Origin of the sequence: Roseomonas acroporae, assembly GCF_023223525.1 — a bacterium.
GTDB lineage: Bacteria > Pseudomonadota > Alphaproteobacteria > Acetobacterales > Acetobacteraceae > Roseomonas_E > Roseomonas_E acroporae.
In genome coordinates this window covers 50,978-74,444 of the sequence record NZ_JALPRX010000057.1, presented here as the reverse complement: position 1 = coordinate 74,444, position 23,467 = coordinate 50,978, and the positions used below count along the sequence as shown (strand labels likewise).

Annotated in this window: 21 protein-coding genes; 10 read left to right on the top strand and 11 right to left on the bottom strand. The window is 74.9% G+C overall.

From position 1 onward, the window contains the following. Window positions 1–17 precede the first annotated feature (17 nt). The 3 genes from M0638_RS13680 to M0638_RS13670 are packed head-to-tail and all read right to left on the bottom strand — an operon-like array spanning window position 18 to window position 3,093. Window positions 18–1,049 (bottom strand): ABC transporter ATP-binding protein, encoded by a 1,032-nt coding sequence (locus tag M0638_RS13680; RefSeq protein ID WP_248667554.1) that lies wholly within the window; start codon window positions 1,047–1,049, stop codon window positions 18–20. Next, on the bottom strand, window positions 1,046–1,942 hold the full coding sequence (locus tag M0638_RS13675) for an ABC transporter permease (RefSeq protein WP_248667553.1): 897 nt from the start codon (window positions 1,940–1,942) through the stop codon (window positions 1,046–1,048). Before M0638_RS13675 ends, M0638_RS13680 begins: the two co-directional genes overlap by 4 nt. Next, window positions 1,939–3,093: an ABC transporter permease gene (locus tag M0638_RS13670; protein WP_248667552.1), complete on the bottom strand. Its 1,155-nt coding sequence runs from the start codon at window positions 3,091–3,093 to the stop codon at window positions 1,939–1,941. Before M0638_RS13670 ends, M0638_RS13675 begins: the two co-directional genes overlap by 4 nt. A gap of 372 nt (window positions 3,094–3,465) precedes the next feature. Here M0638_RS13670 and M0638_RS13665 point away from each other — a divergent pair, with 372 nt between their 5' ends. Next, complete coding sequence (locus M0638_RS13665) at window positions 3,466–5,040, top strand: ABC transporter substrate-binding protein (protein WP_248667551.1); 1,575 nt, start codon at window positions 3,466–3,468, stop codon at window positions 5,038–5,040. Window positions 5,041–5,132: 92 nt separating this feature from the next. Here the strand turns inward: M0638_RS13665 and M0638_RS13660 are convergent, their stop codons facing one another. The 3 genes from M0638_RS13660 to ruvX form a co-directional block, all read right to left on the bottom strand. After that, window positions 5,133–5,597, bottom strand: a complete 465-nt coding sequence (locus tag M0638_RS13660) for an opioid growth factor receptor-related protein (protein WP_248667550.1) — start codon at window positions 5,595–5,597, stop codon at window positions 5,133–5,135. A 219-nt stretch (window positions 5,598–5,816) separates the two neighbouring features. Further along, window positions 5,817–6,164: a hypothetical protein gene (locus M0638_RS13655; protein WP_248667549.1), complete on the bottom strand. Its 348-nt coding sequence runs from the start codon at window positions 6,162–6,164 to the stop codon at window positions 5,817–5,819. 387 nt (window positions 6,165–6,551) lie between these two features. Further along, a complete protein-coding gene (ruvX, locus tag M0638_RS13650) occupies window positions 6,552–7,013 on the bottom strand; it encodes a Holliday junction resolvase RuvX (RefSeq protein ID WP_248667548.1) in 462 nt (153 codons plus the stop codon). 56 nt (window positions 7,014–7,069) lie between these two features. On the opposite strand from ruvX, the gene gatC reads away from it, so the two are divergent. Genes gatC through gatB form a run of 3 tightly spaced genes read left to right on the top strand, consistent with a single transcriptional unit; the run spans window position 7,070 to window position 10,310 of the window. Continuing rightward, on the top strand, window positions 7,070–7,381 hold the full coding sequence (gene gatC, locus M0638_RS13645) for an Asp-tRNA(Asn)/Glu-tRNA(Gln) amidotransferase subunit GatC (protein WP_248667547.1): 312 nt from the start codon (window positions 7,070–7,072) through the stop codon (window positions 7,379–7,381). Then, window positions 7,378–8,862 (top strand): Asp-tRNA(Asn)/Glu-tRNA(Gln) amidotransferase subunit GatA, encoded by a 1,485-nt coding sequence (gene gatA / locus M0638_RS13640; RefSeq protein ID WP_248667546.1) that lies wholly within the window; start codon window positions 7,378–7,380, stop codon window positions 8,860–8,862. The genes gatC and gatA overlap by 4 nt, the downstream gene beginning before the upstream one ends. Next, window positions 8,859–10,310 carry an Asp-tRNA(Asn)/Glu-tRNA(Gln) amidotransferase subunit GatB gene (gene gatB / locus M0638_RS13635; RefSeq protein WP_248667545.1) on the top strand — a complete coding sequence of 484 codons (1,452 nt, stop codon included), beginning with the start codon at window positions 8,859–8,861 and terminating at the stop codon, window positions 10,308–10,310. The genes gatA and gatB overlap by 4 nt, the downstream gene beginning before the upstream one ends. Before the next feature lie 163 nt (window positions 10,311–10,473). On the opposite strand, the gene M0638_RS13630 is transcribed toward gatB, so the two are convergent. After that, window positions 10,474–12,045: a glycosyltransferase family 39 protein gene (locus M0638_RS13630; RefSeq protein WP_248667544.1), complete on the bottom strand. Its 1,572-nt coding sequence runs from the start codon at window positions 12,043–12,045 to the stop codon at window positions 10,474–10,476. Between the two features lie 534 nt (window positions 12,046–12,579). Here M0638_RS13630 and M0638_RS13625 point away from each other — a divergent pair. From M0638_RS13625 to M0638_RS13615, 3 genes are all read left to right on the top strand, one after another. Beyond that, complete coding sequence (locus M0638_RS13625; RefSeq protein WP_248667543.1) at window positions 12,580–12,798, top strand: hypothetical protein; 219 nt, start codon at window positions 12,580–12,582, stop codon at window positions 12,796–12,798. After that, window positions 12,795–14,231: an amidase gene (locus tag M0638_RS13620; protein WP_248667542.1), complete on the top strand. Its 1,437-nt coding sequence runs from the start codon at window positions 12,795–12,797 to the stop codon at window positions 14,229–14,231. The genes M0638_RS13625 and M0638_RS13620 overlap by 4 nt, the downstream gene beginning before the upstream one ends. Window positions 14,232–14,329: 98 nt before the next feature. Continuing rightward, complete coding sequence (locus M0638_RS13615) at window positions 14,330–15,085, top strand: hypothetical protein (RefSeq protein ID WP_248667541.1); 756 nt, start codon at window positions 14,330–14,332, stop codon at window positions 15,083–15,085. Between the two features lie 215 nt (window positions 15,086–15,300). On the opposite strand, the gene M0638_RS13610 is transcribed toward M0638_RS13615, so the two are convergent. After that, window positions 15,301–16,572 carry a lysine-2,3-aminomutase-like protein gene (locus M0638_RS13610; RefSeq protein ID WP_248667540.1) on the bottom strand — a complete coding sequence of 424 codons (1,272 nt, stop codon included), beginning with the start codon at window positions 16,570–16,572 and terminating at the stop codon, window positions 15,301–15,303. A gap of 50 nt (window positions 16,573–16,622) precedes the next feature. Here M0638_RS13610 and epmA point away from each other — a divergent pair, with 50 nt between their 5' ends. Together epmA and M0638_RS13600 are read left to right on the top strand one after the other, a co-directional pair. Further along, a complete protein-coding gene (gene epmA / locus M0638_RS13605; protein WP_248667539.1) occupies window positions 16,623–17,708 on the top strand; it encodes an EF-P lysine aminoacylase EpmA in 1,086 nt (361 codons plus the stop codon). 249 nt (window positions 17,709–17,957) lie between these two features. After that, on the top strand, window positions 17,958–19,166 hold the full coding sequence (locus M0638_RS13600) for a M20 aminoacylase family protein (protein WP_248667538.1): 1,209 nt from the start codon (window positions 17,958–17,960) through the stop codon (window positions 19,164–19,166). Between the two features lie 174 nt (window positions 19,167–19,340). Here M0638_RS13600 and M0638_RS13595 read toward each other — a convergent pair whose 3' ends face one another. Then, on the bottom strand, window positions 19,341–20,099 hold the full coding sequence (locus M0638_RS13595; RefSeq protein ID WP_248667537.1) for an MgtC/SapB family protein: 759 nt from the start codon (window positions 20,097–20,099) through the stop codon (window positions 19,341–19,343). Between the two features lie 272 nt (window positions 20,100–20,371). On the opposite strand from M0638_RS13595, the gene M0638_RS13590 reads away from it, so the two are divergent. Next, window positions 20,372–21,874, top strand: a complete 1,503-nt coding sequence (locus M0638_RS13590) for a cytochrome P450 (protein WP_248667536.1) — start codon at window positions 20,372–20,374, stop codon at window positions 21,872–21,874. Between the two features lie 160 nt (window positions 21,875–22,034). Here the strand turns inward: M0638_RS13590 and M0638_RS13585 are convergent, their stop codons facing one another. Continuing rightward, complete coding sequence (locus M0638_RS13585) at window positions 22,035–22,715, bottom strand: FkbM family methyltransferase (protein WP_345893028.1); 681 nt, start codon at window positions 22,713–22,715, stop codon at window positions 22,035–22,037. A gap of 51 nt (window positions 22,716–22,766) precedes the next feature. Then, window positions 22,767–23,327 (bottom strand): NADPH-dependent FMN reductase, encoded by a 561-nt coding sequence (locus M0638_RS13580; protein WP_248667535.1) that lies wholly within the window; start codon window positions 23,325–23,327, stop codon window positions 22,767–22,769. Window positions 23,328–23,467: the final 140 nt, after the last annotated feature.

Genomic DNA, 23,467 nt, shown 5'->3' with positions numbered 1-23,467 from the left:
GGGGGAAGCCCCGAACGTCACCCCGCATCGCCGTCCTCCTCCCCGTGCGGGTGGAAGCAGCGCGCGAAGCGCCCCGGCCGCTTCTCGTCCAGCGCGGGCGGCGCCGTGCACACCGCGTCGGCGCGCGGGCAGCGGGCGCGGAAGGCGCAGCCGCGCGGCAGGTTGAGCAGCGAGGGCGTGAGGCCCGGGATCTGGCGCAGCGGCGCGCCGCGCCGGTTGCGGCTGGGCACGCTGCCGATCAGCCCGGCGGTGTAGGGGTGCAGCGGCGCGTCCAGCACCGCGTCCACCGGCCCGGTCTCCACCACGCGGCCGGCGTACATCACGGCGAGGCTGTCGGCGAGGCCGGCCACCACCGAGAGGTCGTGGGTGATCCAGAGCAGGCTGGTGCCGTACCCGGCGCAGAGCGACTGCACCTCGGCCAGGATCTGCGCCTGGATGGTGACGTCGAGCGCCGTGGTCGGCTCGTCGGCGATGATGAGGTCGGGGCGGTGCAGCAGGGCGATGGCGATGGCCACACGCTGGCGCATGCCGCCCGAGAATTCGTGCGGGTAGGCGGAGAGGCGCTCCTCCGGGCTCGGGATGCCGACCTGGCCGAGCGCGTCGCGGCAGCGGGCGCGGGCCTCGGCGCGCGAGAGGCGCGGCGCGTGCGCCAGCACCGTCTCGATCATCTGCGTGTCGATGCGCAGGACCGGGTTGAGCGTCATCATCGGGTCCTGGAAGATCATCGCGATGCGGTTGCCGCGCAGGTGCCGCATCCGCTCCTCCGGCAGCCCGACCAGGTTCTCGCCGCGGAAGCGTATCTCGCCGCCGACGACGCGGCCGGGCGGGTCGACCAGGCCGAGCAGCGAGAAGCCCGTCACCGTCTTGCCCGAGCCGGATTCGCCGACGAGGCCGAGCACCTCGCCGCGCCCGATGCTGAAGGAGACGTCGTCCACCGCCTTCAGCGCGCCGGCGCGGGTGAGGAAGTGCGTGCTGAGGTGGCGCACCTCCAGCGTGGGGCCGGCGGATGGCGACACGGCTGGCGGCGCGAGTGGCGACGCGCCGCTCATGCCTGCAGCTTCGGGTTCAGCACGTCGCGCAGGTGGTCGCCCACGAGGTTGACGGCGACGATGGTCAGCAGCAGGGCGAGGCCGGGATAGAAGGAGATCCAGTACTGGCCGGCCAGCATGTACTCGCTGCCGTTGGCGATCAGCAGGCCGAGCGAGGGCTCGGTGATCGGCACGCCGAGGCCGAGGAAGGAGAGCGTCGCCTCCAGCGCCACGGCGCGCGCCATCTGCATGGTCAGCACGATGATGAAGGTGGGTGCGCAGTTGGGTGCCAGGTGGCGGAACAGGACGCGCCAGGCCGGCAGGGCGAGGCCGCGCGCCGCCTCCACGTAGTCGCGCTGCCGCTCGGCCAGCGCCGAGCCGCGCACGGTGCGGGCGTAGTAGGCCCATTCCACCAGCACCAGCGCCAGCACCACGTTGGCGACCCCCTTGCCGAGCCAGGCGAGGATCATCAGCGCCGCCAGGATGGCCGGGAAGGAGAGCTGGAGGTCCACCACGCGCATGATGGCGCCGTCGGTCCGCCCGCCCGCGTAGCCGGCGAGCAGCCCGAGCGCGCCGCCCACGATCCCGGCCAGCACCGCCGAGCCGGCCCCGACGCCGAGGCTGGTGCGCAGCCCGTACAGGATGCCCGAGAGCATGTCGCGGCCCTGGTCGTCGGTGCCGAGCCAGTAGGTGAAGCCGGCGCCGGCCGGCGAGCCGGGCGGCAGCTTGCCGTCCAGGATGTCGAGCTGGGCGAGGTCGTAGGGGTCCTGCGGCGCGATCCAGGGGGCGAGGATCGCCGCCGCCGCGATCAGCAGCAGCAGCAGCAGGCCGAGCAGGGCGAGAGGCGAGGCGGCGTAGTCCGCGAGGAAGCGGCGCAGCGGCGTCTCGTCGGGCGCGAGCGCGGCGCCGCTCAAGCGCGCCCTCCGAGCCGCACGCGCGGGTCGAGCAGGGAGTAGGCGAGGTCGACCGCGAGGTTGATCAGGATGAACAGCAGCACGATCAGCATCAGGTAGGCGACGATCACGGGGCGATCGAGCTGGTAGATGCTGTCCACGATCAGCTTGCCCACGCCCGGCCAGGCGAAGACGCTCTCCGTCACCACGGAGAAGGCCACGGTCTGGCCGAATTCCAGCCCGAGCACCGTCACCACCGGGATCATGATCGCCTTGAGCACGTGCACCAGCACGATCCGGCGCGGCGACAGGCCCTTGGCGCGGGCGAACTTCACGAACTCTGTCAGCATGGTCTCGCGCACCCCCGCGCGCACCAGCCGCACCATCAGGCTGATGTTGAACAGCGCGAGGTTGAGGGCGGGCAGGATCAGGTGCGCGATGCCGTCCGCCGTCAGGAAGCTCCACTCGACGCCGAGCACCGCGACGGTCGCGCCGCGCCCGGTGGAGGGCAGCCAGCCGAGCTGCACCGCGAACACCATGATCAGCAGCAGCCCGACCCAGAAGGTGGGCAGCGAGAAGCCGAGGATCGAGCCGGCCATGATGGCGCGCGCCGGCAGGTCGCGCGGCAGCACCCCGGCGGCGAGGCCGGCCGGCAGCCCGAGGGCGAGGAGGGCGAGCGCGGCCGCGGCGGCCGGCCCTGCCCCCCCGGGAAGCTGGTCGAGCAGCACCCGCGCGAGCCAGAGGGCGGGCAGCGAGAAGCAGAGGCCGGCGACGAGCACGATCACGCGCAGCGGCAGGGTGCGCGGCGGCAGCCCGGCGAAGAGGCCGAGCGGCAGGCCGATCACGAGGGCGATCAGCATGGCCGAGGCGGCCAGCTCCAGCGTCGCCGGCAGCCGGTGCAGGATCAGCCGCAGCGCCGGCTCGTTGTAGGCGAAGGAGCGGCCGAGATCGCCGCGCAGCGCGTTGCCGAGGAAGTGGAGGTACTGCTCCCAGAGCGGCCGGTCGAGGCCGAGATCGGCGATGATCCGCGCCCGCTCCGCCTGGTCGGCCTGCGGGCTGACCAGGATCTCCACCGGGTCGCCGATGGCGAAGACGCCGAGGAACACCAGCACCGACATGGCCAGCATCACGAAGGCCGCCTGCAGCAGCCGGCGCAGCAGGAAGGCGGTCAAGCCGCGGCCATCCGGTCGTGCGACATCCCATGGCCGGCCGGAGGATGGCGGACCGGGCGGGCGGCGCGCGGCGGCACGCCCGCATCCGCCGGGGCGTCGTACCGCCAGTGGTCCCGGGCACCGAGCGCCGTGCAACACCGCATGGCGGAATGGTAGCAGCCGCTCCGGGGCCAAGCTAGGCTGACGCATCGCCGCCGGAGACGACGCATGCCGCCGATCGACACGCTTCCCGCGAACCCTTCCGGCGGCCGATCCCGCGACGACACACCCCGCGACGACACACCCCGCGACGACACATCCCGCTGCGACGCATCCCGCGACGACGCATCCCCGGCAGGCACGTCCCGGCGGCGGGTCCTCGGCGCGGCCGCCGTGACCGCGCTGGCGGGGACGGTTCTGGCGGGCGCCGCGCGGCGGGCCCGGGCCGGCCAGGCCGGCGGCGCCGCGGTGCTGACCATCGGCGCCGGCGCGCCGGCCACCTCGATCGACCCGCACTTCTACAACGCCTCGCCCAACATCTCGGTCGCGCAGCACATCTTCGACAGCCTCACCACCTTCGACGCCCGCGCGCGGCTGAAGCCGGGGCTGGCGGAAAGCTGGCGCCCCGTGTCGGAGACGCTCTGGGAGTTCAGGCTGCGGCCGGGCGTGAAATGGCACGACGGGCGCGACTTCACCGCCGACGACGTGGCCTTCACCATCGGCCGCGTGCCCAACGTGCCGAACAGCCCGGGCGGCTTCGGCGGCTATGTCCGCACGATCACCCGCGTCGAGATCCCCGACCCGCTGACCCTGCGCCTGCACACCGCCGCCGCCGACCCGCTGCTGCCGGTCAACATGGCCGGCGTCTCGATCGTCGCCCGCCACGCCGCCGAGGGGGCGGCCACCGAGGACTACAACAGCGGCAAGGCGGCGATCGGCACCGGCCCGTACCGCTTCGTCTCCTTCCGCCCCGGCGACCGGGTGGAACTGCTCCGCAACGACCGGTACTGGGGCGGGGCCGAGCCCTGGGAGAAGGTGGACTACCGCTTCATCCTGAACGACGGCGCGCGCACCGCGGCGCTGCTCTCGGGCGACGTGGACCTGATCGACCAGGTGCCCTCCTCGGACCTGCCGCGCCTGAAGCGCGAGCCGCGCATCGACATCGCCCAGATCCAGGGGCTGCGCCTGATCTACCTCGCCCCCGATTTCTCGCGCACCGGCGAGGAGCCCTTCGTCACCGACAACGAGGGAAGGAAGCTCGCGCGCAACCCGTTCCTGGACGTGCGGGTGCGCCGGGCGCTGAGCCTCGCCATCAACCGCCAGGCACTGGCCGAGCGGGTGATGGAGGGCACGGCGCAGCCGGCCGGGCAATGGCTGCCGCCCGGCACCTTCGGCTACAACCCCGACGTGCCGGCGCCGCCCTACGACCCGGAGCAGGCCAGGCGCCTGCTGGCCGAGGCCGGCTTCCCGCAGGGTTTCCGCCTGACCCTGCACAGCCCGAGCGACCGCTATCCGGGCGACGCCCGCACCGCCCAGGCCGTGGCGCAGATGTGGACCCGCATCGGCGTGCGCACCGAGGTGGAGGCGATTCCCTGGGCAAGCTTCGCCGGGCGCTCGGCGCGGCAGGAATTCTCGATCCGGCTGATCGGCTGGGGCAGCCAGACCGGCGAGGCCTCCTACGCCCTGGTCAACATCCTCGGCACCTACGATCCCGCGAAGCGCCGCGGCGCCTCGAATTCCGGCCGCTACAGCAACCCCGCGCTGGACGCGCTGACCGAGCGCGCCGTCGCCACGCTGGACGACCCGGCGCGCGAGCGGCTGCTGCAGCAGGCCGTGCAGATGGTGGCCGACGACGTCGCCATCATCCCGCTGCACGAGCTGGTCAACAGCTGGGCCATGCGGCGCGGCCTGCGCTACGAGGCGCGCATGGACGAGCGCACCATGGCGACGCACACGCGGCCGGCCTGAGCGACGCCGGCGGCGGGCACCGGGCGCAGGCACCGGGCGCAGGCACTGGGCGCACGCACCAGGCGCACACTGGGCGGGCCGGCGGGGCCGCCTCAGCCGCCCGCGGCGGCCCGGCGCCAGAAATCCAGCGAGGCGCGGTTCACCGGCGCCCCGCCCGGGCCGAGCAGGGCCAGGATGCCGGCATGGAACGCCGCTGCCGCCTCGGCGCCGGGCAGCAGCCGCAGGCAGTGCAGGATGCGGGTGATGCGCAGGTGGTTGTGGTCGTGCGGGGCGCGCCAGTGCCGCGTCGCCGCGTAGAAGGCGCGCATGCGGTCGGTCGAGCGGCGCAGATTGGCCAGCGCCTCGGGGCGCGCCCGCGCCGCCGCCGCCTCGGCCGGCGTCAGCACCGGCGCCAGCGGGTTGGGGCCGCTCGGCGTCGGGATCGGGAACAGCCACTGGATGTAGTCGTGGCGATGCTCCAGCCATGCGTCGTCCCGCGCCAGGATCTCGTCCAGGCGGCGGCCGGCATGGTCCGGGCCGGTGCCGGACAGGAAGGCGAGCAGGGGGCTGTCATCCATCCCGCCGATATGGGCGGCCGCGCCCTCCCGGCGAGGGGGCGGGCGGGGAGGGGACCGCCGGCCGCCCGGGCCTGACGCCCCTCCGGCCCCCGAGGCGCATGCCGGTCGGCCCGAAGGCGGGCCGGCATGATTCCCACGACTCCCGGGCGTCGCGCGATCACCTGGGCCGCCCGCACCCGGCACCGGGGGCCGGGGCCTGGGCCTGGGGGCGGGGCCGTATCAGGCTGCCTCGGGCAGCGCGATCCGCAGGTGGATGCGGGAGCCGAGCCGCGTCGGCACCAGCGCGGAGATCTCCCCGGACAGGGTCCTGCCCTGGCCGGAGACGGTGCCGAGCGTCGCCGCGTCCGCCGGCGGCAGCCGGCCGAGCCGCTTGCCGGCGCCGCACCACACGTCGAAGCGCGGCCAGCCGCGGCCGGCCACGGCGCGCAGGGTGACCGGCATGCCCGGGCGCAGTGCCGCCGGCGCCGACGCGCCGGCCAGTCCGGCCGGCGCGTCGACGAGGAAGGTATCGAAGCACGGCGACCCGTCACGGGCGCCGTGGGCGTGGATGGCGATCTGGTCGGACAAGACAGGAACTCCCTGGCCCGGTCGCCCGGGCCTTGCGTCCCACGCCGATGGCGCGGCACCGCCCGCCTGCTGGCGACGCGGGTACCGCCGGGACGGCGTGGACGCAGGTCGTATGCACGAGGCGGGTTGCGGGTTCGTGGCACAAACGGGGCGGCGCGATGACGGCGCGGAACTGTTTCAGAGGTCGGATGGCGGGGAATCGCGTCCTTTCTTCGCGGCCGCGAAGGACGTTCCGCAACGAGGCCGCCGCCTCACCTTCGCGTGCGCGGCCCCGCCGTTACGCCGGTCGGCGGCGGGAGGCATGCCGGCCCGCGGCCTGACCGGGGATCGACTCAACCCCCCACGGGATCGCCCCACGGGATCGTCCCGGGCGATCGTCCCGGGGAATCACCCCAGGGAATCGAGCGCCCCCTGGAGCATCCAGGCCGCCGCCGCCCGGTCCACCACCGCCGCCCGCTTGCCGCGGCTGAGGTCGGCCTCGCCGATCAGCGTCCGGTTCACCGCCGCCGAGCTGAGCCGCTCGTCCTTCAGCGCCGCCGGCAGGCCGGTCGCCTCGGAGAGGGCGAGCGTCCAGTCCTTCACCCGCTGCGCCGCCGGGCCGAAGGAGCCGTCCATGGAAAGGGGCAGGCCCACCACCAGCCCCCCCGCCCCTTCCTTGCGGGCGATGGCGGCGATCTCGGCCGCGTTGTCGCGCAGCCTGCCGCGCTTCAGCGTCCCGTAGGGGGTGGCGAGGCGGCAGGAGACGTCGGAGAGCGCCACGCCGATCAGCTTCGTGCCGAAGTCGAGGCCGATCAGCCGCTGGTCGCGGGTCAGGGCGGCGCGCAGGTCGGGCAGGTTGAACAGGGGCATGGCGGTGTTTATGGTCCGGCCCCTTCCCAACCCCAAGAGTTCCAGAAACGAGAGACATGTCGCTCGACCCGACCACCGTGCGCCGCATCGCCTCGCTCGCCCGCATCCGGCTGGAGGAGCAGGACGTCGCCCGGGTGCAGGGCGAGCTGAACGGCATCCTCGGCTGGATCGAGCAATTGCAGGCGGTCGATACGGAAGGCGTGGAGCCGCTGGCCGGGGGAGGCCAGGGCGGCACCCAGCTCGCGCTGCGGCTGCGCGCCGACAAGGTGACCGATGGCGGCATCCCCGATGCCGTGCTCGCCAACGCCCCCGACCGGGCCCCGGACCGCGAAGGCGCCTTCTTCGGCGTGCCCAAGGTGGTGGAATGAACCCGACGGACTTCACCCTGGCCGGCGCCCGCGCCGCGCTGGACGAGCGCGCGATCTCGGCCGAGGAGCTGACCCGCGCGCATCTCGACGCGATCGCGGCGCTGAACCCGCGCCTGAATGCCTACATCACCGTCACCGCCGAGCAGGCGCTGGCGCAGGCGCGCGCGAGCGACGAACGGATCGCGCGCGGCGAGGCCGGGCCGCTGGAGGGCATCCCGCTCGCCATCAAGGACCTGTTCTGCACGAAGGGCGTGCGCACCACGGCGGCGAGCCGCATCCTCGGCAACTTCGTGCCGCCCTACGAGAGCACGGTCAGCGGCAACCTGCTGCGCGACGGCGCGGTGTTCCTCGGCAAGGCGAATCTCGACGAGTTCGCCATGGGCTCGGCCAACCTGACCTCGGCCTTCGGCGCGGTGGAGAACCCGTGGAAGCGCGCGGGCGATCCGGAGGCGAAGCTGGTGCCGGGCGGTTCCTCCGGCGGCTCGGCGGCCGCCGTCGCGGCGCGGCTGGCGCTCGGCGCCACGGCGACCGACACGGGCGGCTCGATCCGCCAGCCCGCGGCCTTCTGCGGCATCGCCGGCATCAAGCCGACCTATGGCCGCTGCTCGCGCTGGGGCATCGTCGCCTTCGCCTCCTCGCTGGACCAGGCCGGGCCGGTGGCGCGCACCGTCGAGGACTGCGCCATCCTGCTGCGCTCCATGGCGGGCTTCGACCCGAAGGACAGCACCTCGGTCGATCTGCCGGTGCCGGACTTCGCCGCGGCCTGCGAGCGCGGCGTGAAGGGCCTGCGCATCGGCGTGCCGCGCGAGTACCGGCTCGACGGCATGCCGGCCGAGATCGAGCGGCTGTGGCAGCAGGGGCTGGACTGGCTGCGCGAGGCGGGCGCCGAGCCCGTGGAGATCAGCCTGCCGCACACGAAGTACGCGCTGCCCACCTACTACATCGTGGCCCCGGCCGAGGCCTCCTCGAACCTCGCGCGCTACGACGGCGTGCGCTTCGGGCTGCGCGTCGAGCAGGGCGGCGACCTCAAGGACCTCTACGAGCGCACCCGCGCCGCCGGCTTCGGCGCCGAGGTGCGGCGGCGCATCCTGATCGGCACCTACGTGCTCTCGGCCGGCTACTACGACGCCTACTACCTGAAGGCGCAGAAGGTGCGCGCCCTGATCCGGCGCGACTTCGAGCAGGCCTTCGCTGAGGTGGACGCCATCCTGACGCCGGCCACCCCCTCCGCCGCCTTCGCCGCCGGCGAGGCGAGCGACGACCCGGTGACCATGTACCTCAACGACGTGTTCACGGTGACGGCGAACCTCGCCGGCCTGCCGGGCCTCGCCGTGCCGGCGGGGCTGGACGCGAAGGGGCTGCCGCTCGGCCTGCAGGTGATCGGCCAGCCCTTCGACGAGGAAACCGTGTTCGCCGTCGGCCGCGCCATCGAGCGCGCCGCCGACATCAGGGCGCTGCCGGCCGTGAGGGCGCACGCATGAGCTACACCATCGAGGGCGAGACCGGCCCCTGGGAGCTGGTGATCGGGCTGGAGGTCCATGCCCAGGTCGTCAGCCAGGCCAAGCTGTTCTCCGGCGCCGCCACGGAATTCGGCGCCGCGCCGAACTCCCAGGTCAGCTTCGTCGATGCCGGCTTCCCCGGCATGCTGCCCGTGCCGAACGAGGAGTGCGTGGCGCAGGCCGTGCGCACCGGCCTCGGGCTGAACGCGCACATCAACCTGGTCAGCCGCTTCGACCGCAAGAACTACTTCTACGCGGACCTGCCGCAGGGCTACCAGATCAGCCAGCTCTACCACCCGATCGTGGGCGCGGGGCGCATCACCGTCGAGCTGTCGGACGGCAGCACGAAGGAGATCGGCATCACGCGCCTGCATCTGGAGCAGGATGCCGGCAAGTCGCTGCACGACCAGGACCCGAGCCGCAGCTTCATCGACCTCAACCGCTCCGGCGTCGCGCTGATGGAGATCGTCAGCGAGCCCGACATGCGCTCCCCCGAGGAGGCCGGCGCCTACCTGACCAAGCTGCGGCAGATCCTGCGCTACCTCGGCACCTGCGACGGCAACATGGACGAGGGCTCCATGCGCGCCGACGTGAACGTCTCCGTGCGCAAGCACGGCGAGCCGTTCCGCACGCGCTGCGAGGTGAAGAACGTCAACTCCATCCGCTTCGTGATGCAGGCGGTGGAGGCCGAGGCGCGCCGACAGATCGAGGTGTGGGAATCGGGCGGCACGGTCGACCAGGAGACGCGCCTGTTCGACACCGCGCGCGGCACCACGCGCTCCATGCGTTCCAAGGAGGACGCGCACGACTACCGCTACTTCCCCGACCCCGACCTGCCGCCGCTGGTGCTGGAGGAGGCCTGGGTGGCGGAGCTGAAGGCCGCGCTGCCCGAGCTGCCGGATGCGAGGCGCGACCGCTACATGCGCGATTTCGGCCTCTCCGCCTACGATGCCGGCGTGCTGGTGCTGGAGAAGGAGACCGCCGCCTTCTACGAGGAGGTGGCGCGCGGGCGGGACCCGAAGCAGGCCGCCAACTGGGTGATGGGCGACTTCTTCGCCGCGCTGAACCGCACGAAGCGCGACATCGCCGATCCGCCCGTCTCGGCGCGGCAGCTCGGCGCGCTGCTCGACCTGATGGCGGACGGCACCCTCTCCGGCAAGCTCGCCAAGGAGGTGTTCGAGGCGATGGTGGAGACGGGCGAGGACCCGGGCGCCATCGTCGAGCGGCGCGGCCTGAAGCAGGTGACGGACAGCGGCGCCATCGAGGCGGTGGTGGACAAGGTGCTGGCCGGCAACGCCGACAAGGTGGCCGAGTACCGGTCGGGCAAGGACAAGCTGTTCGGCTTCTTCGTCGGCCAGACCATGAAGGCGATGCAGGGCAAGGGGAACCCGGCCCTGGTCAACGCGGTGCTGAAGGCGAAGCTGGGCTGAAGGCGAAGCCGGGATAGGGCGGATCGCCGGCAGGCGGCGGCGGAACGGGGTGGCGGCCGGGCGCGCGTTCCACCCCGCCTTTGCCCGCCGGCCGCCCCTGGCGCGGCCGCCTTTCCCCGACGCGCCGGGCCGCCCGGCGCCGCCGGGGTCCGCCGCCGGGGAATCAACTGCCCGGCGGTTCGTCCGGTCGCCCATTCCAGCCGAGGACGGCGACCCTGACCGTGCCGCGGAACGTCCAGTCCAGCCGCCACGCGGGCGTCGGCAGCCCCTCCAGCATCGGCGCGAGGGAGTCGAGGTCCAGGCTGCGCAGCACCATCACCGTCTCCTCGCCGGCCGCGATGCGGCGCGCGAGCTCGGTGCGCCCCATTTCCGGCGTGGGGAAGATGTAGGACACGATCCGGTCCGGCCGGCCGGGCGGATCGCTGGCCAGGGTGTGCAGCTCGCCGCCTTCCGGCGCGTACTGCCGGATGTTGATCGCGATGGTCTCCGGCCCCAGCACCACGGTCGTGCCGCGGTCGAGCGCCGGCCGGATCCGCTCCACCACGTCGCGCCACGGCTCCTTGGCGTTCGGCCCGGTGTGGAACTGCGCGTGCAGGCCGAGGCCGAAGGCCAGCAGCAGCACGGGGGCGAGCAGGCGGCGGGCCCAGCCCGGCTGCAGCAGCGCGTGGCCGAGCAGCAGGCAGAACGGCACCTCCGTCCAGCCGAAGACGCGGCCCAGCAGGATGGGCTGGAACAGGCTCGCCGCGACCACCATCCCCAGGAACAGCAGCGGCACCACCACGAGCACGGCGGCCGCCCGGAGCGGCGGCGGCCGGCGCAGCAGCGCCAGGGCCAGCAGGCCGAGCAGCAGCAGCGGCAGCAGGCGGTACGCGGCGTCGTCGGGCCACCAGGGGCCGGCCACCACCTCCGTGGCGATGTTCAGGAACTGCCAGCGCGCCAGCGGCGGGATCCAGGCGAGCCGCTGCTCCTCCACGTGCAGGATGCTGCCGGCCAGTGCCGGCAGGGCGAGCAGGACCAGCAGGGCGTGCGCCCCGATCCAGGTCAGGAGCGGCCTCGTCCCGGGTCCGCGCAGCATCGGCACCGCGCCCACCAGCCCGCAGGCGGCGATCACGAAGGTCGAGGTGGTGTGGGTGTAGAGCGCCAGCACCGCACCGGCGACGTAGAGCGCGAGGCTTCCGCGCCAGCGCCCGCCCATGATGCGCACCAGGCCGAGCAGGCAGAGGCAGAGCCAGGCCACCAGCAGCGCGTAGGGCCGGGCCTGCTGCGCGTAGAAGACGGAATCCGGCGCGAGGGCCAGCAGGGCCGTGCCCAGCAGCGCGGCCCGCTGCCCGAGCGTCTCGCGGCCGATCAGGTAGGCGAGCGGCAGGGTGGCCAGGGAGGCGGCGACGGAAAGGGAGCGCAGGGTCGCGTCGCTGTCCCCGAACAGCTGCATCCAGGCGCCGGCGGCCATGTAGTAGAGCGGCGGGCTGCTTTCCCAGGCCAGCCCTTCGGTCCAGAGGTAGCGCAGCCCGAGGCGGTAGTAGTACCGGGAGAAGACCTCGTCGGTCCAAAGCGAGAGGTAGCCGAGCTGGTGCAGCCGCAGGCCGGCTGCCACGGCCACGATCAGCACCAGGATGACGGTGGCCGGCAGCGCGCCATGCCGGGCCCCCGGCCGCGCGACCGCCGGACTCGGCGGCAGGGCGAACGGGGCATACGGCTTCGGGCCGCCATGGACCTGATCGAGAATCACCGGCATGCCTCTGCCTTGTTCGTGTCGGGGCTTGTGTCGGGTGCGCGTGTCTCGGGTGGGGCGGGGCGGCGCCGGCTCAGGAGGCCGGCGGCCGTGGGGCGGCCGGGCATCCGTTCCGGCGGCCGTGCGGCGGCGCCGTGCCGGCCCGCTGCCGCCGGCCTGGCGGGGACCGCCGCGAAACGGGCGGCATGGTGAACGCGACCGGCATCGTTGTTCCTTGCTGGCGAGCCCCGCTGGGATCCAATTGACGCAATCATCGGGATATGTCCACGAATCTATCTCAATAATGGATAGCCCTCAATATTTTAACATTCCTGTATTGTTTATGGATTTCCCTGCAACGCGTTGGCGGCGCATGTCCGGTCCGGCCGGGGGGCGCGCCGTCCCTCGCCTGCCGACCATCGTTCCGCCCGTCGTCGCGCGGCCGATCCGGTCCTGGCCCATGCCTTGCCCTGGCCCATGCCTTGCTCTGGCCCATGCCTTGCCAGGGCTTTCCGCGGCCGGGCAGCATCGCCGGGCATGGCAGAAGAGGAGGCAGGCATGACCGGAACAGCGGACGCGGCGGACCCCGTCGCCGCCACGGTGGCGGCGATCCGGTGCTGGAGCGGCATCACGCTGCCCGGCGAGATGGCGCGCCACGCCCTGCGCGACCTGGAGGCGATGCGGCGCGGCCTGGCGGCGCTGCACGGCACGCTGGCCTTCGAGGACGAGCCGAGCGGCTTCGAGCTGGCCCTGCACGACCTGAAGGAGCAGCCGTGACGGACGCCCTGCCCGCCGGTGGCGACCTCGCCGCCCTCTCCCTCACCGAGGCCGCGGCCGCCGTCGCCGCCGGCGAGGCCACCGCGACCGACCTCGTCCGCGCCTGCCTCGCGCGCATCGACGCGCATGACGGCGCCGTCAACGCGCTGATCCGGCTCGACCGCGACGAGGCGCTGCAAGCCGCCGCGGCCGCCGACCAGGCCCGCGCCGCCGGCGCCCCGCTCGGCCCGCTGCACGGCGTGCCGCTGGCGCAGAAGGACATGTACTACCGCGCCGGCCGGGTCAGCTCCTGCGGCTCGGCGATCCGGCGCGAATTCGCCCCCGCCGTGACCGCCACCGTGATCGGGCGGCTGGACGCGGCCGGGAGCATCGACCTCGGCACGCTCAACATGGCCGAGTTCGCCTTCAACCCGACCGGCCACAACCACCATCGCGGCGACTGCCACAACCCGTGGGACCTGGCGCGCTGCACCGGCGGCTCCTCCTCCGGCTCCGGCGCCGGCGTCGCGGCGCGCTTCTTCTACGGCGCGCTCGGCTCCGACACGGGCGGCTCCATCCGCCTGCCCGCCACCATGTGCGGCGTGACCGGCATCAAGCCGACCCAGACCCGCGTCTCCCGCTTCGGCGTGATGCCGCTCTCCTTCACCTGCGACAATGTCGGCCCGCTCGCCCGCACGGCGCGCGACTGCGCCCGGCTGCTCGGGGTGATCGCGGGGCACGATCCCAAGGACCCGACCTCGGCGCGCGAGCCCGTGCCGGACTACGAGGCGGCGCTGGACGGCGACCTGCGCGGCCAGCGCGTCGCCGTGGTGGACTGGTTCCTGGAGGGCGCCGAGCCGGCCATCCTGCACGTCTTCGAGCGCGCCCTGCAGGTGCTGCGCGACCGCGGCGCCGAGGTGCACCGGCTGGACGCGCCGGTCCTCGACGCCGTCGCCACCTATGGCGGCGTGATCAGCCGCGTCGAGGCGGCCACCATCCATGCCGAATGGATGCGCGGGCGCGTTGCCGAGTACGCGCCGCACTTCGTCGGCCGGCTCTATCCCGGCTACGCGATTCCCGCCCATGCCTACGTCGAGGCGCTGTCGCGGCGCGGCCCGGTGCTGCGCGAATTCGTCGCCCAGGCCATGGGCCATGCCGATCTCGTCGCCGTGCCGACGCTGCGCGCCCACGTGCCGACGCTGGCCGAGACCGACCTCGAGACGGACTTCGCCGCGCACTGGGACAGGCACATGGCGCTGACCGCCAACACGCGCCCCTTCAACTATCTCGGCCTGCCCGCGGCGAGCATCCCGATCGGGTTCGACGACAACGGCGTGCCGGTCGGCCTCACCCTGGCCGCGCGCCCCTTCGCCGAGGCCCGCGTGCTGCGCGCCGCCGACGCCTACCAGCGCGACACGGACTGGCACCGGCGCATGCCGACGGCGGTGGCGTGAGCCGCACGGCGAGGGGAGCGCTCCTCGCCGCCCTGCTCGCCCTTGCCGCCCCGGCCATGGCGCCGGCTCAGGCCCCGCCCGCCGGGAGGTCCAACGGGATGCCCAACGGGATGTCGGGCGGGATGTCGGGCGGGGTGCCGGGCGCCGCGCCGGCCGCGCCGCCGGACATGCCGTCCGGGCCGGTGCTGTCCGCCCTCCAGCCCGTTCCGCTGCGCCCCGGCGTCAACCGCGTGGAGCGCTTCGCGCCGGATGGCCGACCGGCGCAGGTGGTGCAGGCGAGGCGCGGCGGTGCGCGCGACGTGTTCATGGTGCTGATGCCCTCGCGCCCGGACGGCACCGACTGGTCGCTGGTCGGCTTCGACCTGCCGCGCCTGCCCGACGAACCGGCGGCCGGCGGCTCCCTCGACGTGGTCGCGGACCGACGGCGCCCCGGCGGCGAGGAGATGCTGCGCGCGCTCCGCTTCGCGCGCGGCCGCGTGGACGGCGTGCCGGCCACGCTGCTGCTGGTCGCCAGCCGCGACCCGGCCGCCCCGGGAGAGCCCGCCACCGGCCCTGCCACCGCGCCCACCACCGCCGGGCCCGCCTTCGTCACCTACCTCGTGCTGCGGCTGGTGCGGACGGAGGGCGGGGCGGCCGACGCCCCGCCGGACCGTTTCGCGCCGATCCGGGAGACGCGCTCGGCCACGCGCTTCTGCAACGCCGAGGTGGCGCTGGGACGGGAATTCGGGCTGCTGCCGAGGTTGGTCAGGCAGGATGGCGACACGCCGGACGGGTGCCGGGACCCCGTTTCGCGCCCGGTGCCGAGTGGGCGGGAGAGGCCGGGCGGGATGGATTCCCGCGGCATCGGCCGCTGACCCGTCCGGGGTGCTGTCCCGCGCCCAGGGGGGCGCCAGGGGGAAGGCTCTCCGAGACCCACGCCGCATGGGCCGGGCCGGACACTCCCGTCCGGGTGATCCCGCCTCGCGACGGTCCCCATTGCCGCGCGGCGCGGCGTCCGCCCACGGGGGTGGCACGCTGGGGGGCCGCTGGAGGGGGGCGGCCCGCGAGGGCGGCGTTGCGCCGCGGCGCCTCACCCCGGCGCATCCTCCTGGCGCCACGCCCCGCCGAGCGGCCCTTCCACCACCCAGCCCGCCCCGTCGCGCGCCGCGAATTCCGGCCCGAGCGGCGCCTTGCCCTCGCCCCCCGGCAGGTCCAGCACGTAGGTCGGCCAGGCGAGGCCGGTGACGCGGCCGCGCAGGGCGCGCAGCAGGGCGCGGCCCTCGGCGATCGGCACCTCGAAGCGGGCGGTGCCGGGGGCGCGGTCGAGCTGGTGCAGGTAGTAGGGCTTCACGCGGCTGGCCAGCATGGCGCGGAACAGCGCCTCCAGCGCCGCGGCGCTGTCGTTCACCCCGCGCAGCAGCACGGACTGGCCGAGCAGCGCGACGCCGCCGCGCGCGAGACGCCGCAGCGCCGTGCGGGCGTCGGCCGAGAATTCCCGCGCGTGGTTGGCGTGGACGCAGAGGAACAGCGCCTTGTCGGTGTCGAGGGCGTCGAGCAGCGCCGGGGTGATGCGCGCGGGGTCCGCCACCGGCACGCGGCTGTGGATCCGGATGATCTCGATGTGCGGCATGGCCGAGAGCGCCGCGACGATGTGGCCGAGGCGCCGGGGCGAGAGCATCAGCGGGTCGCCGCCGGTCAGGATCGCCTCGCGCACCTGCGGGGTGCGGCGGAACCAGTCCAGGGCCGCCTCCAGCGCCGGCTCCGCCAGCACGCCGCCATCGGGGCCCACCACCTCGCGCCGGAAGCAGAAGCGGCAATAGACCGGGCAGGCCAGCAGCGGCTTGAGCAGGGCGCGGTCCGGGTAGCGGTGCACCACGCCGGGGACGGGGGTGTGCGGGCCGTCGGCGATCGGGTCCGCCAGCTCCTGCGGCGTGGTGCGCAGCTCGGCCGGGTCGGGGACGAATTGCCGGGCGATCGGGTCGGCGGGGTCGTCGCGGTCGATCAGCGCGGCGACGGCCGGGGTGACGGCGATGGCGTAGCGTTCGGCCACGGCGGCGATGGCGGCCCGGGCCTCGGGGTCGATCAGCCCGGCATCGCGCAGGGCGTCGGCGTCGCGCAGGGTGCGCGCGGGCGTGCCGCGCGGCGGGGAGGGGGGTGTGCCGGGCGGGGCGGGGGGATCGCGCGGGACGGGTGCGGTGGCGGCGCGGGCGGCATGGGCGCCGTCGGGCGATGCCGGGCGGGTGGCGCCCGGATCGGGCGCCCCGGCGGCGTCCCGGCCTGGCGTGTCGGGCGGCGTGGCGTCGCCGGAGGCCGGGGCGGGCGCGTCGGGGCGGTCCTGGCGTGGGAAGGGGCCGTCGGGCATGGTCGCGGCCTCGTACCGCCCCGCCGCCGCCGCCCGCAATGGCCTCGCGCATGACGCAACCTTCCGAACCCTCCCCCCATCCCTCTCCCCATCCCTCGCCCCCTTGGCACCCCGAACGCCTCGCCGCCCGGCTGCCCTTCCTGCGCCGGCGCGCCCGGCTGCTGGCCGAGACGCGCGCCTTCCTCGCCGCGCGCGGCTACACCGAGGTCGAGACGCCCTGCCTGGTGCCGGTGCCGGGGATGGAGGTGCATCTCCAGGGCTTCCGCACCGAGTACCGGCCGCTGGACGGCGAGCCGCCGCGCACGCTCTGGCTTCGCACCTCGCCCGAGCTGGCGCTGAAGCGGCTGCTGGTCGCCGGCGCCGGGCCGGTCTTCGAGCTGGCGCGGGTCTGGCGCAACGGCGAGGACGCCGCGCTGCACGCGCCGGAATTCACCATGCTGGAATGGTACCGCCCCGGCCTCGACCTGGCCGGGCTGATGGACGAGACGGAGGCGCTGGTGCGCGCCGTCTGCCCGGCGCGGGTCGGCCATGCGGGGATCGTCACCGACCTGTCGCTGCCGTTCGAGCGGGTGACCATGGCCGAGGCGTTCCGGCGCTGGTGCGGCGGGCTCGACATCCTGGCGACGGTGGGGCCGGACGGAGAGGGCGATGCCGACGCCCTGCGCGCCGCCGCCGCCGCGGCCGGCGTGCCGCCGCGCGAGGGGGAGGACCAGGGGGAGGAAGGCTGGGAGGACCTGTTCTTCCGCCTGCTGCTCGACCGGGTGGAGCCGCAGCTCGGCCGCGACCGCGCGACCTTCCTGACGCACTGGCCCGCGCCGCAGGCGGCGCTGGCCCGGCGCGACCCCGCCGATCCCCGCGCCGCGCTGCGCTTCGAGCTGTATGCGGCCGGCGTCGAGCTGGCCAACGCCTTCGACGAGCTGACCGACCCGGCCGAGCAGCGTGCCCGCTTCACCCGCGACGTGGCCGAGCGCCGCCGCCTCTACGGCACGGAAGGCTGGGACGTGGACGAGGATTTCCTGCGCGCCCTGGAGCACGGCATGCCGGCCGGCGCCGGCATCGCGCTCGGCTTCGACCGGCTGGCCATGTTGGCGAGCGGCGCCGCGCGGGTGTCGGACACGCTCTGGCTGCCGCTGTAGTTTCCCGCGGGGTTTCCTGCGGGGTTTCCCTGGGGGGGGGGCCCTTGGGGGGTTTCCCTTGGGGGGGCTCCCGCCGGAGCCGCCCCCGGCCGCGCCCGGGGGCGGTTGAACCCGCCCGTCCTGCCCCGGGGGATGTCGCCGGCCGCGCGCCGTGCGCCGGCGCACGGCGGCGCCGGCGGCGGAGGCGTTACGGTTCCCGCCTCCCGTGCCCTTGCCATCCGGTCCGACGCATCCAAGCTTGCCCCCATCATGCCAGACGACCTACGCGCCTCCCTCCGCGCCACCGAGCCCGAACTGATCGCCCTGCGGCACGACATCCACGCGCACCCCGAGACCGGCTTCGAGGAGCACCGCACCTCGGCCCTGGTGGCGTCGAAGCTGGCGGAGTGGGGCATCGCGGTGCATCGCGGCCTGGGGCGGACCGGGGTGGTCGGCACGCTCACCGGCCGGCGCGCCCCGGACGGGAACGGGAGCGGCGGCAACCGGGCCGGCCGCGCCATCGGGCTGCGCGCCGACATGGACGCGCTCAACATCACCGAGGCGACCGGCCTGCCGCACGCCTCGCGCAACGCGGGGAAGATGCATGCCTGCGGGCATGACGGGCACACGGCGATGCTGCTCGGCGCCGCCCGCCAGCTCGCCGCGGACCCGGACTTCGCCGGCACCGTCCATTTCGTGTTCCAGCCCGCCGAGGAGGGTCTCGGCGGCGGGCGCGAGATGCTGGAGGACGGGCTGTTCGAGCAGTTCCCCTGCGAGGCGGTGTACGGGCTGCACAACATGCCCGGCATCCCGGCCGGGCGGTTCGCGATGCGTCCCGGCCCCTTCATGGCGGCCTCGGACCGCTGGGTGGCGCGCTTCCACGGCACCGGCGGCCACGGCGCCGAGCCGCATCGCGGCACCGACCCCACCCTGCCCATGGCGCAGTTCGTGCTCGGCCTGCAGGGCATCGTCGGCCGCAACGTGTCGGCGCTGGAGAGCGCGGTGCTGAGCGTCGGCCATGTCGGCGGCGGCGACCTGCGCTCGACCAACGTGATCCCGGCCGATGTCCGCGTCGCCGGCACGGCGCGCTCCTACACCGAGCCGGTGCGGTCGCTGCTGGAGCACCGGCTGCGCGCGCTGGCCCTCGGGGTCTCGATGGCCGCCGGCTGCACCGCCGAGGTGGAATACGAGCGCCGCTATCCGCCCCTGGTGAACGACCCCGCGGCGACCGCCGCCGCCGCCGCGGCCGCCACGGAGACGGTCGGCGCCGGCGCCGTGGACGCGGCGTCGGTGCCGATCATGGCCTCCGAGGACTTCGCCTTCATGCTCCAGCGCCGCCCCGGCGCGATGGTGTTCCTGGGCAACGGCGCCGGCCCCGAGTCGCACGGCCTGCACACGCCGCGCTACGACTTCAACGACGCGATCCTGACCACCGGCGTCGCCTACTGGGTGAACCTGGTGCGGCAGGAACTGGGCTGAACCGGCGCTCTGCTCCCCGGATCCGCCTTGCCACCGGGGAGGGCGCCGCCCTCCCTGGGGATCCATCCGCCGGGGCCCGGATCCGGACGGGGTTGCCGAAGGGGCCTCGCCCTCCGGCGGGGCTGCAAGGGGCACGGCCCCTTGCCGGGGCCCGGAGCGGCGCCCCGGCCCTGGTCAGCCCGTCGTGCAGCACCCCCAGCTCGCATGCGAGACGCCCGGCAGGGCGCGCAGCCCGGCGATCACGCCTTCCAGCTCGCGCGGCTGCACCGCCGTGTTGACCAGCGTCGCGACGATCTCCGACTCGTCCCCGCCGCGCTCCTCCACCTCGACGTCGCTGGCCTGGTACCGGGCGCGCCTGAGCAGCGCCACCATCCGGTCGCGCGTCTCCTCCAGCCGCTCCTCCGTCACGGTGGCGCGCACCTCGTAGTTCACCTCGGCGTAGCGCTCGTCGAGCGGGATGCGGTTGATCGCGTTCACCAGCGGCCGCAGCGCCGTGTTGCCGGCCAGCACGAAGACGGTGAGCAGCACGCCCTCGGCCACCATGTCGGCGCCCGCGCAGGCGCCGACGGCGGCCGAGCACCAGAGGGTCGCGGCGGTGTTGAGGCCGCGCACGTTCATCCCCTCCTTCATGATGACGCCGGCGCCGAGGAAGCCGATGCCGGACACCACGTAGGAGATCACCCGCGTCGCCTCGACCGCGCCCGCGACGCGCACGGCGAGGTCGACGAAGGCCGCGGCGCCGAGCGCCACCAGCGCGTTGGTGCGCAGCCCCGCCGTGCGCTGCCGGTACTGCCGCTCCGCGCCGATCAGCGTGCCGCAGAGGAAGGCGGCGAGCAGGCTGACCGCGCTGTCGAGGTAGGACCAGAGGGAGAAGGTCTCGATGAAGCGCATGTCGTTCCCGGGCGCGGCGGCGTGGAGGGGGCGGCCCCGCATCGCCCGCGAATCCGCGGGGCCGGCGCAGGATAGCGCCCCGCGCGGAGCCCGGCCCGGGCGGCGTCGGGCAGGGGACCGGAGCAGGGGCTGGCGCACGCGGCCGTCACGGCGGCCCGGCCGTCCCGCCAGCGGCCGCGGGCCGGCCCGGCCTCGCGCGGCTTTCCGGGGTGACGGCGAGGCGGCGCGGCGCGAGGCTGCTGTAGCGGGCGCGGACCGGGCGCGCATGTGATGATTCCGCGACAGCCGGCCGGCGCGGCCGGACGGGGGGGCAGATGGCCGACGACGCAACGATCATGCCGGCCAAGGACGCGCAGGCGGGATCGGCGGCATCGGGATCGGCGGCATCGGGATCGGCGGCACCGGGATCGGTCGCGGCCGGCGACGCGCCGCCCGACCTGCCGCGCATCGTGCCGCCCGTCCGCCCGCCGGACGGGCCGCGCCTGCTGCGGACCCTGGTGCGCAACCCGATCGAGGCCTGGCCCGCCGAGGTCTACGAGAAGGAGCTGGTCCGCATCGCCACGCTGGGGCGGGAGCGGGTCTTCGTGCTCTCGCCGCCGCTGGTGCAGCAGGTGCTGCTGGACGAGGCGGACGCCTTCGTGAAGTCCGAGGCGATGCTGCGCGCGCTGCGCCCGGCGCTGGGCGAGGCGCTGCTGACCGCCGACGGCGAGCGCTGGCGCTGGCAGCGGCGCGCCGTGGCGCCGGTGTTCCGCCCCGACCGGCTGCGCGGCTTCGTGCCCGCCATGCTGGCCGCGGCCGGGGCCGCCGCCGCGCGCTGGCGCGCCCTGCCGGATGGCACCGAGGTCGAGCTGACCGAGGAGATGGCACGGCTGACCTTCGCCATCATCGTCGAGACCATGCTCTCCGGCGAGGGGCTGGACGGCGCCGACCGGATCGACCCGGCGCGCGTCGCGGCGGGGCTGAAGGCGAGCCTCGATCCGGTGGGCTGGGTGGTGGCGCTCTCGCTGCTCGGCGCGCCGGAATGGACGCCCTATCCCGGCCGACTCCGCGCGCGCCGGGCGCGGCGGTACCTGCGCGGCGTGCTGGGGCGGCTGGTCGCGGCGCGCCGGGCGCGGGCCGAGGCAGGCGCGGGGGCGGGGCGGGACGACCTGCTCGGCCTGCTGCTGCGCGCGCGCGACCCGGAGACCGGGCGGGCGCTGGCCGACCGCGACGTGGTGGACAACCTCGTCACCTTCGTCACGGCCGGGCACGAGACCACGGCGCTGGCGCTGTGCTGGACGCTGTTCCTGCTCGCCCGCCATCCCGGGGCGGAGGCGCGCGTGCTGGCCGAGATCGCCGCCGTCACCGGCGGCGGCGCCCTGCTGCCGGAGCACCTCGACCGGCTGGCCTACACGCGGCAGGTGCTGCAGGAATCCATGCGCCTCTATCCGCCGGCGGCGGTGCTGACGCGCACGGCCGACCGGCCGGTGCGGATCGGCGGGGAGGCGGTCGCCCCCGGCACGCCGGTGTTCGTGCCGATCTACGCGCTGCACCGGCACCGCGCCCTCTGGGACGACCCCGACCGCTTCGACCCGGACCGTTTCGCGGCCGCGGCGGCGGCCGCGCGGCACCGCTTCGCCTACCTGCCCTTCGGCGGCGGGCCGCGCCTCTGCATCGGCGCCGGCTTCGCCATGCTGGAGGCCGTGGCGATCCTGGCGACGCTGCTGCCGGCGGCGCGCCTCTCGCCGCCGCCGGGGTTCTCGCCCGCGCTGCGCTTGCGCGTGACGCTGCGGCCGGCGCCGGGCCTGCCGATGCGCCTCTCCCGGCGGGAGGGGTGAGCAAGGCCGCCGCCCAGACGGGCACCATGACAACGAGCACCATGACAACTGGCACCATGACGACGGGCACCGCGACGACCGGCGCCGTGCCGGGGACGGGCCGCCATGCCGGCGGGCCGCGCGGGGACGGGGCCATCGCCGGGGGGCGTCCGCCCCGGCGTCAGCCGTCGCGCAGCCGGCCGAGCATGCCGGCGGCCGCCTCGCGCGGCAGGAAGGCGAAGGTGAAGACGTAGGGGTCGGACGCCGCGAAGGCCGAGGGGTCCGGCGAGGCGCGATGCATCGTCGCGCGGTCGAGCCCGGCCATGGGGCGCCAGGCACCGTGCAGCTCGAAGAAGCCGTCATAGCCCAGCGCGTCGAGATAGGCCGGCACCGCCCAGGTGCTGCCGGGGCGGTGGCGCTCCTCGATCTCCACGGAAAGCACGGGGCGGCAGCGCAGCAGCGTCTCGCGGGCGCCGCGCAGCACCTCGTACTCGGCACCCTCGGCATCGAGCTTGACCGCCGAGAGGTCGTCGAGGCCGAGCCCGTCCACGCGGCGCAGCGGCACCGTCTCGCGCGCCGTGCCGACGCCCGGCCAGCCCGCGTAGTCCTTCACGATCGAGGCCCACTGCTCCTGCGGCGCCGCGCCCAGCAGCGGCACGGCCAGCACCGCCTCGCCCTCGCGGTCGCCGAGCGCCGCGCGGTGCAGCGACACATGCGCCGGCACCGTGCCGAAGCGCGCGATCACCGCCGCGCGCAGGCGCGCATGGGCGGCGGCCAGCGGCTCGCAGGCCAGGACGCGCGTGCCGGGCAGCTCGGCGAAGGGCAGGGTGAAGGCGCCGTCATGGGCGCCGACATCGAGGATCGTGCCCGGCCGGTGCAGCGCGCGGTGGAAGCGGAGCTCGTCCAGGCGGCGCTACTTCCCGCCGACGCGGGCGATGAATTCGGCGAAGGCCTTGAGCTGCGTGCCGATGAACTCGCGCGTGCCGGCCTCGGTCAGCCGGCCGTCGGTCACCTTGGTCTGCGCCGCGCCCACGAACACCTCGGGCTTGTTCAGCGCCAGCGCGTCGAGGAAGACCAGCGTCTGGCGCAGGTGGTACTGCGCGCGCGAGCCGCCGAGCACGCCCATCGAGGCGGACTGGATCGCCACCGGCTTGCCCGCGAAGGGCGGCGGGGAGAGGCGCGAGAGCCAGTCGATGCCGTTCTTCAGCACGCCGGGGACGGAGTAGTTGTACTCGGGCGTGACGAAGATGACGCCGTCCGCCGCGCGCACCGCCTCGCCCATCGCGGTGACGGCGGCGGGGAAGCCCTCGGCCTGGAGGTCGGCATCGTAGAGCGGGAACTCGCCCAGCCCCTCCAGCGCGGTGATGCGCATCCCTTCGGGCGCCAGCTCCGGCAGGGTGCGGGCGATGGCGGCGTTGTAGGAGCCGCGGCGCAGGCTGCCGCAGAGGGTGACGACGTTCAGGGGCGTGGCCATGGCGGTGCTCCGGGCTGTGCCGGGAGAGTCTGGCGGTTCCGGGATGGGATGCAAGGTGCGCTGCCAGGACCGGGGCTTCGCCCCGGACTGCGCCCAAGGGATCCTTGGGGGCGCCGCCCCTTGTGATCCCCGCCGGGGGC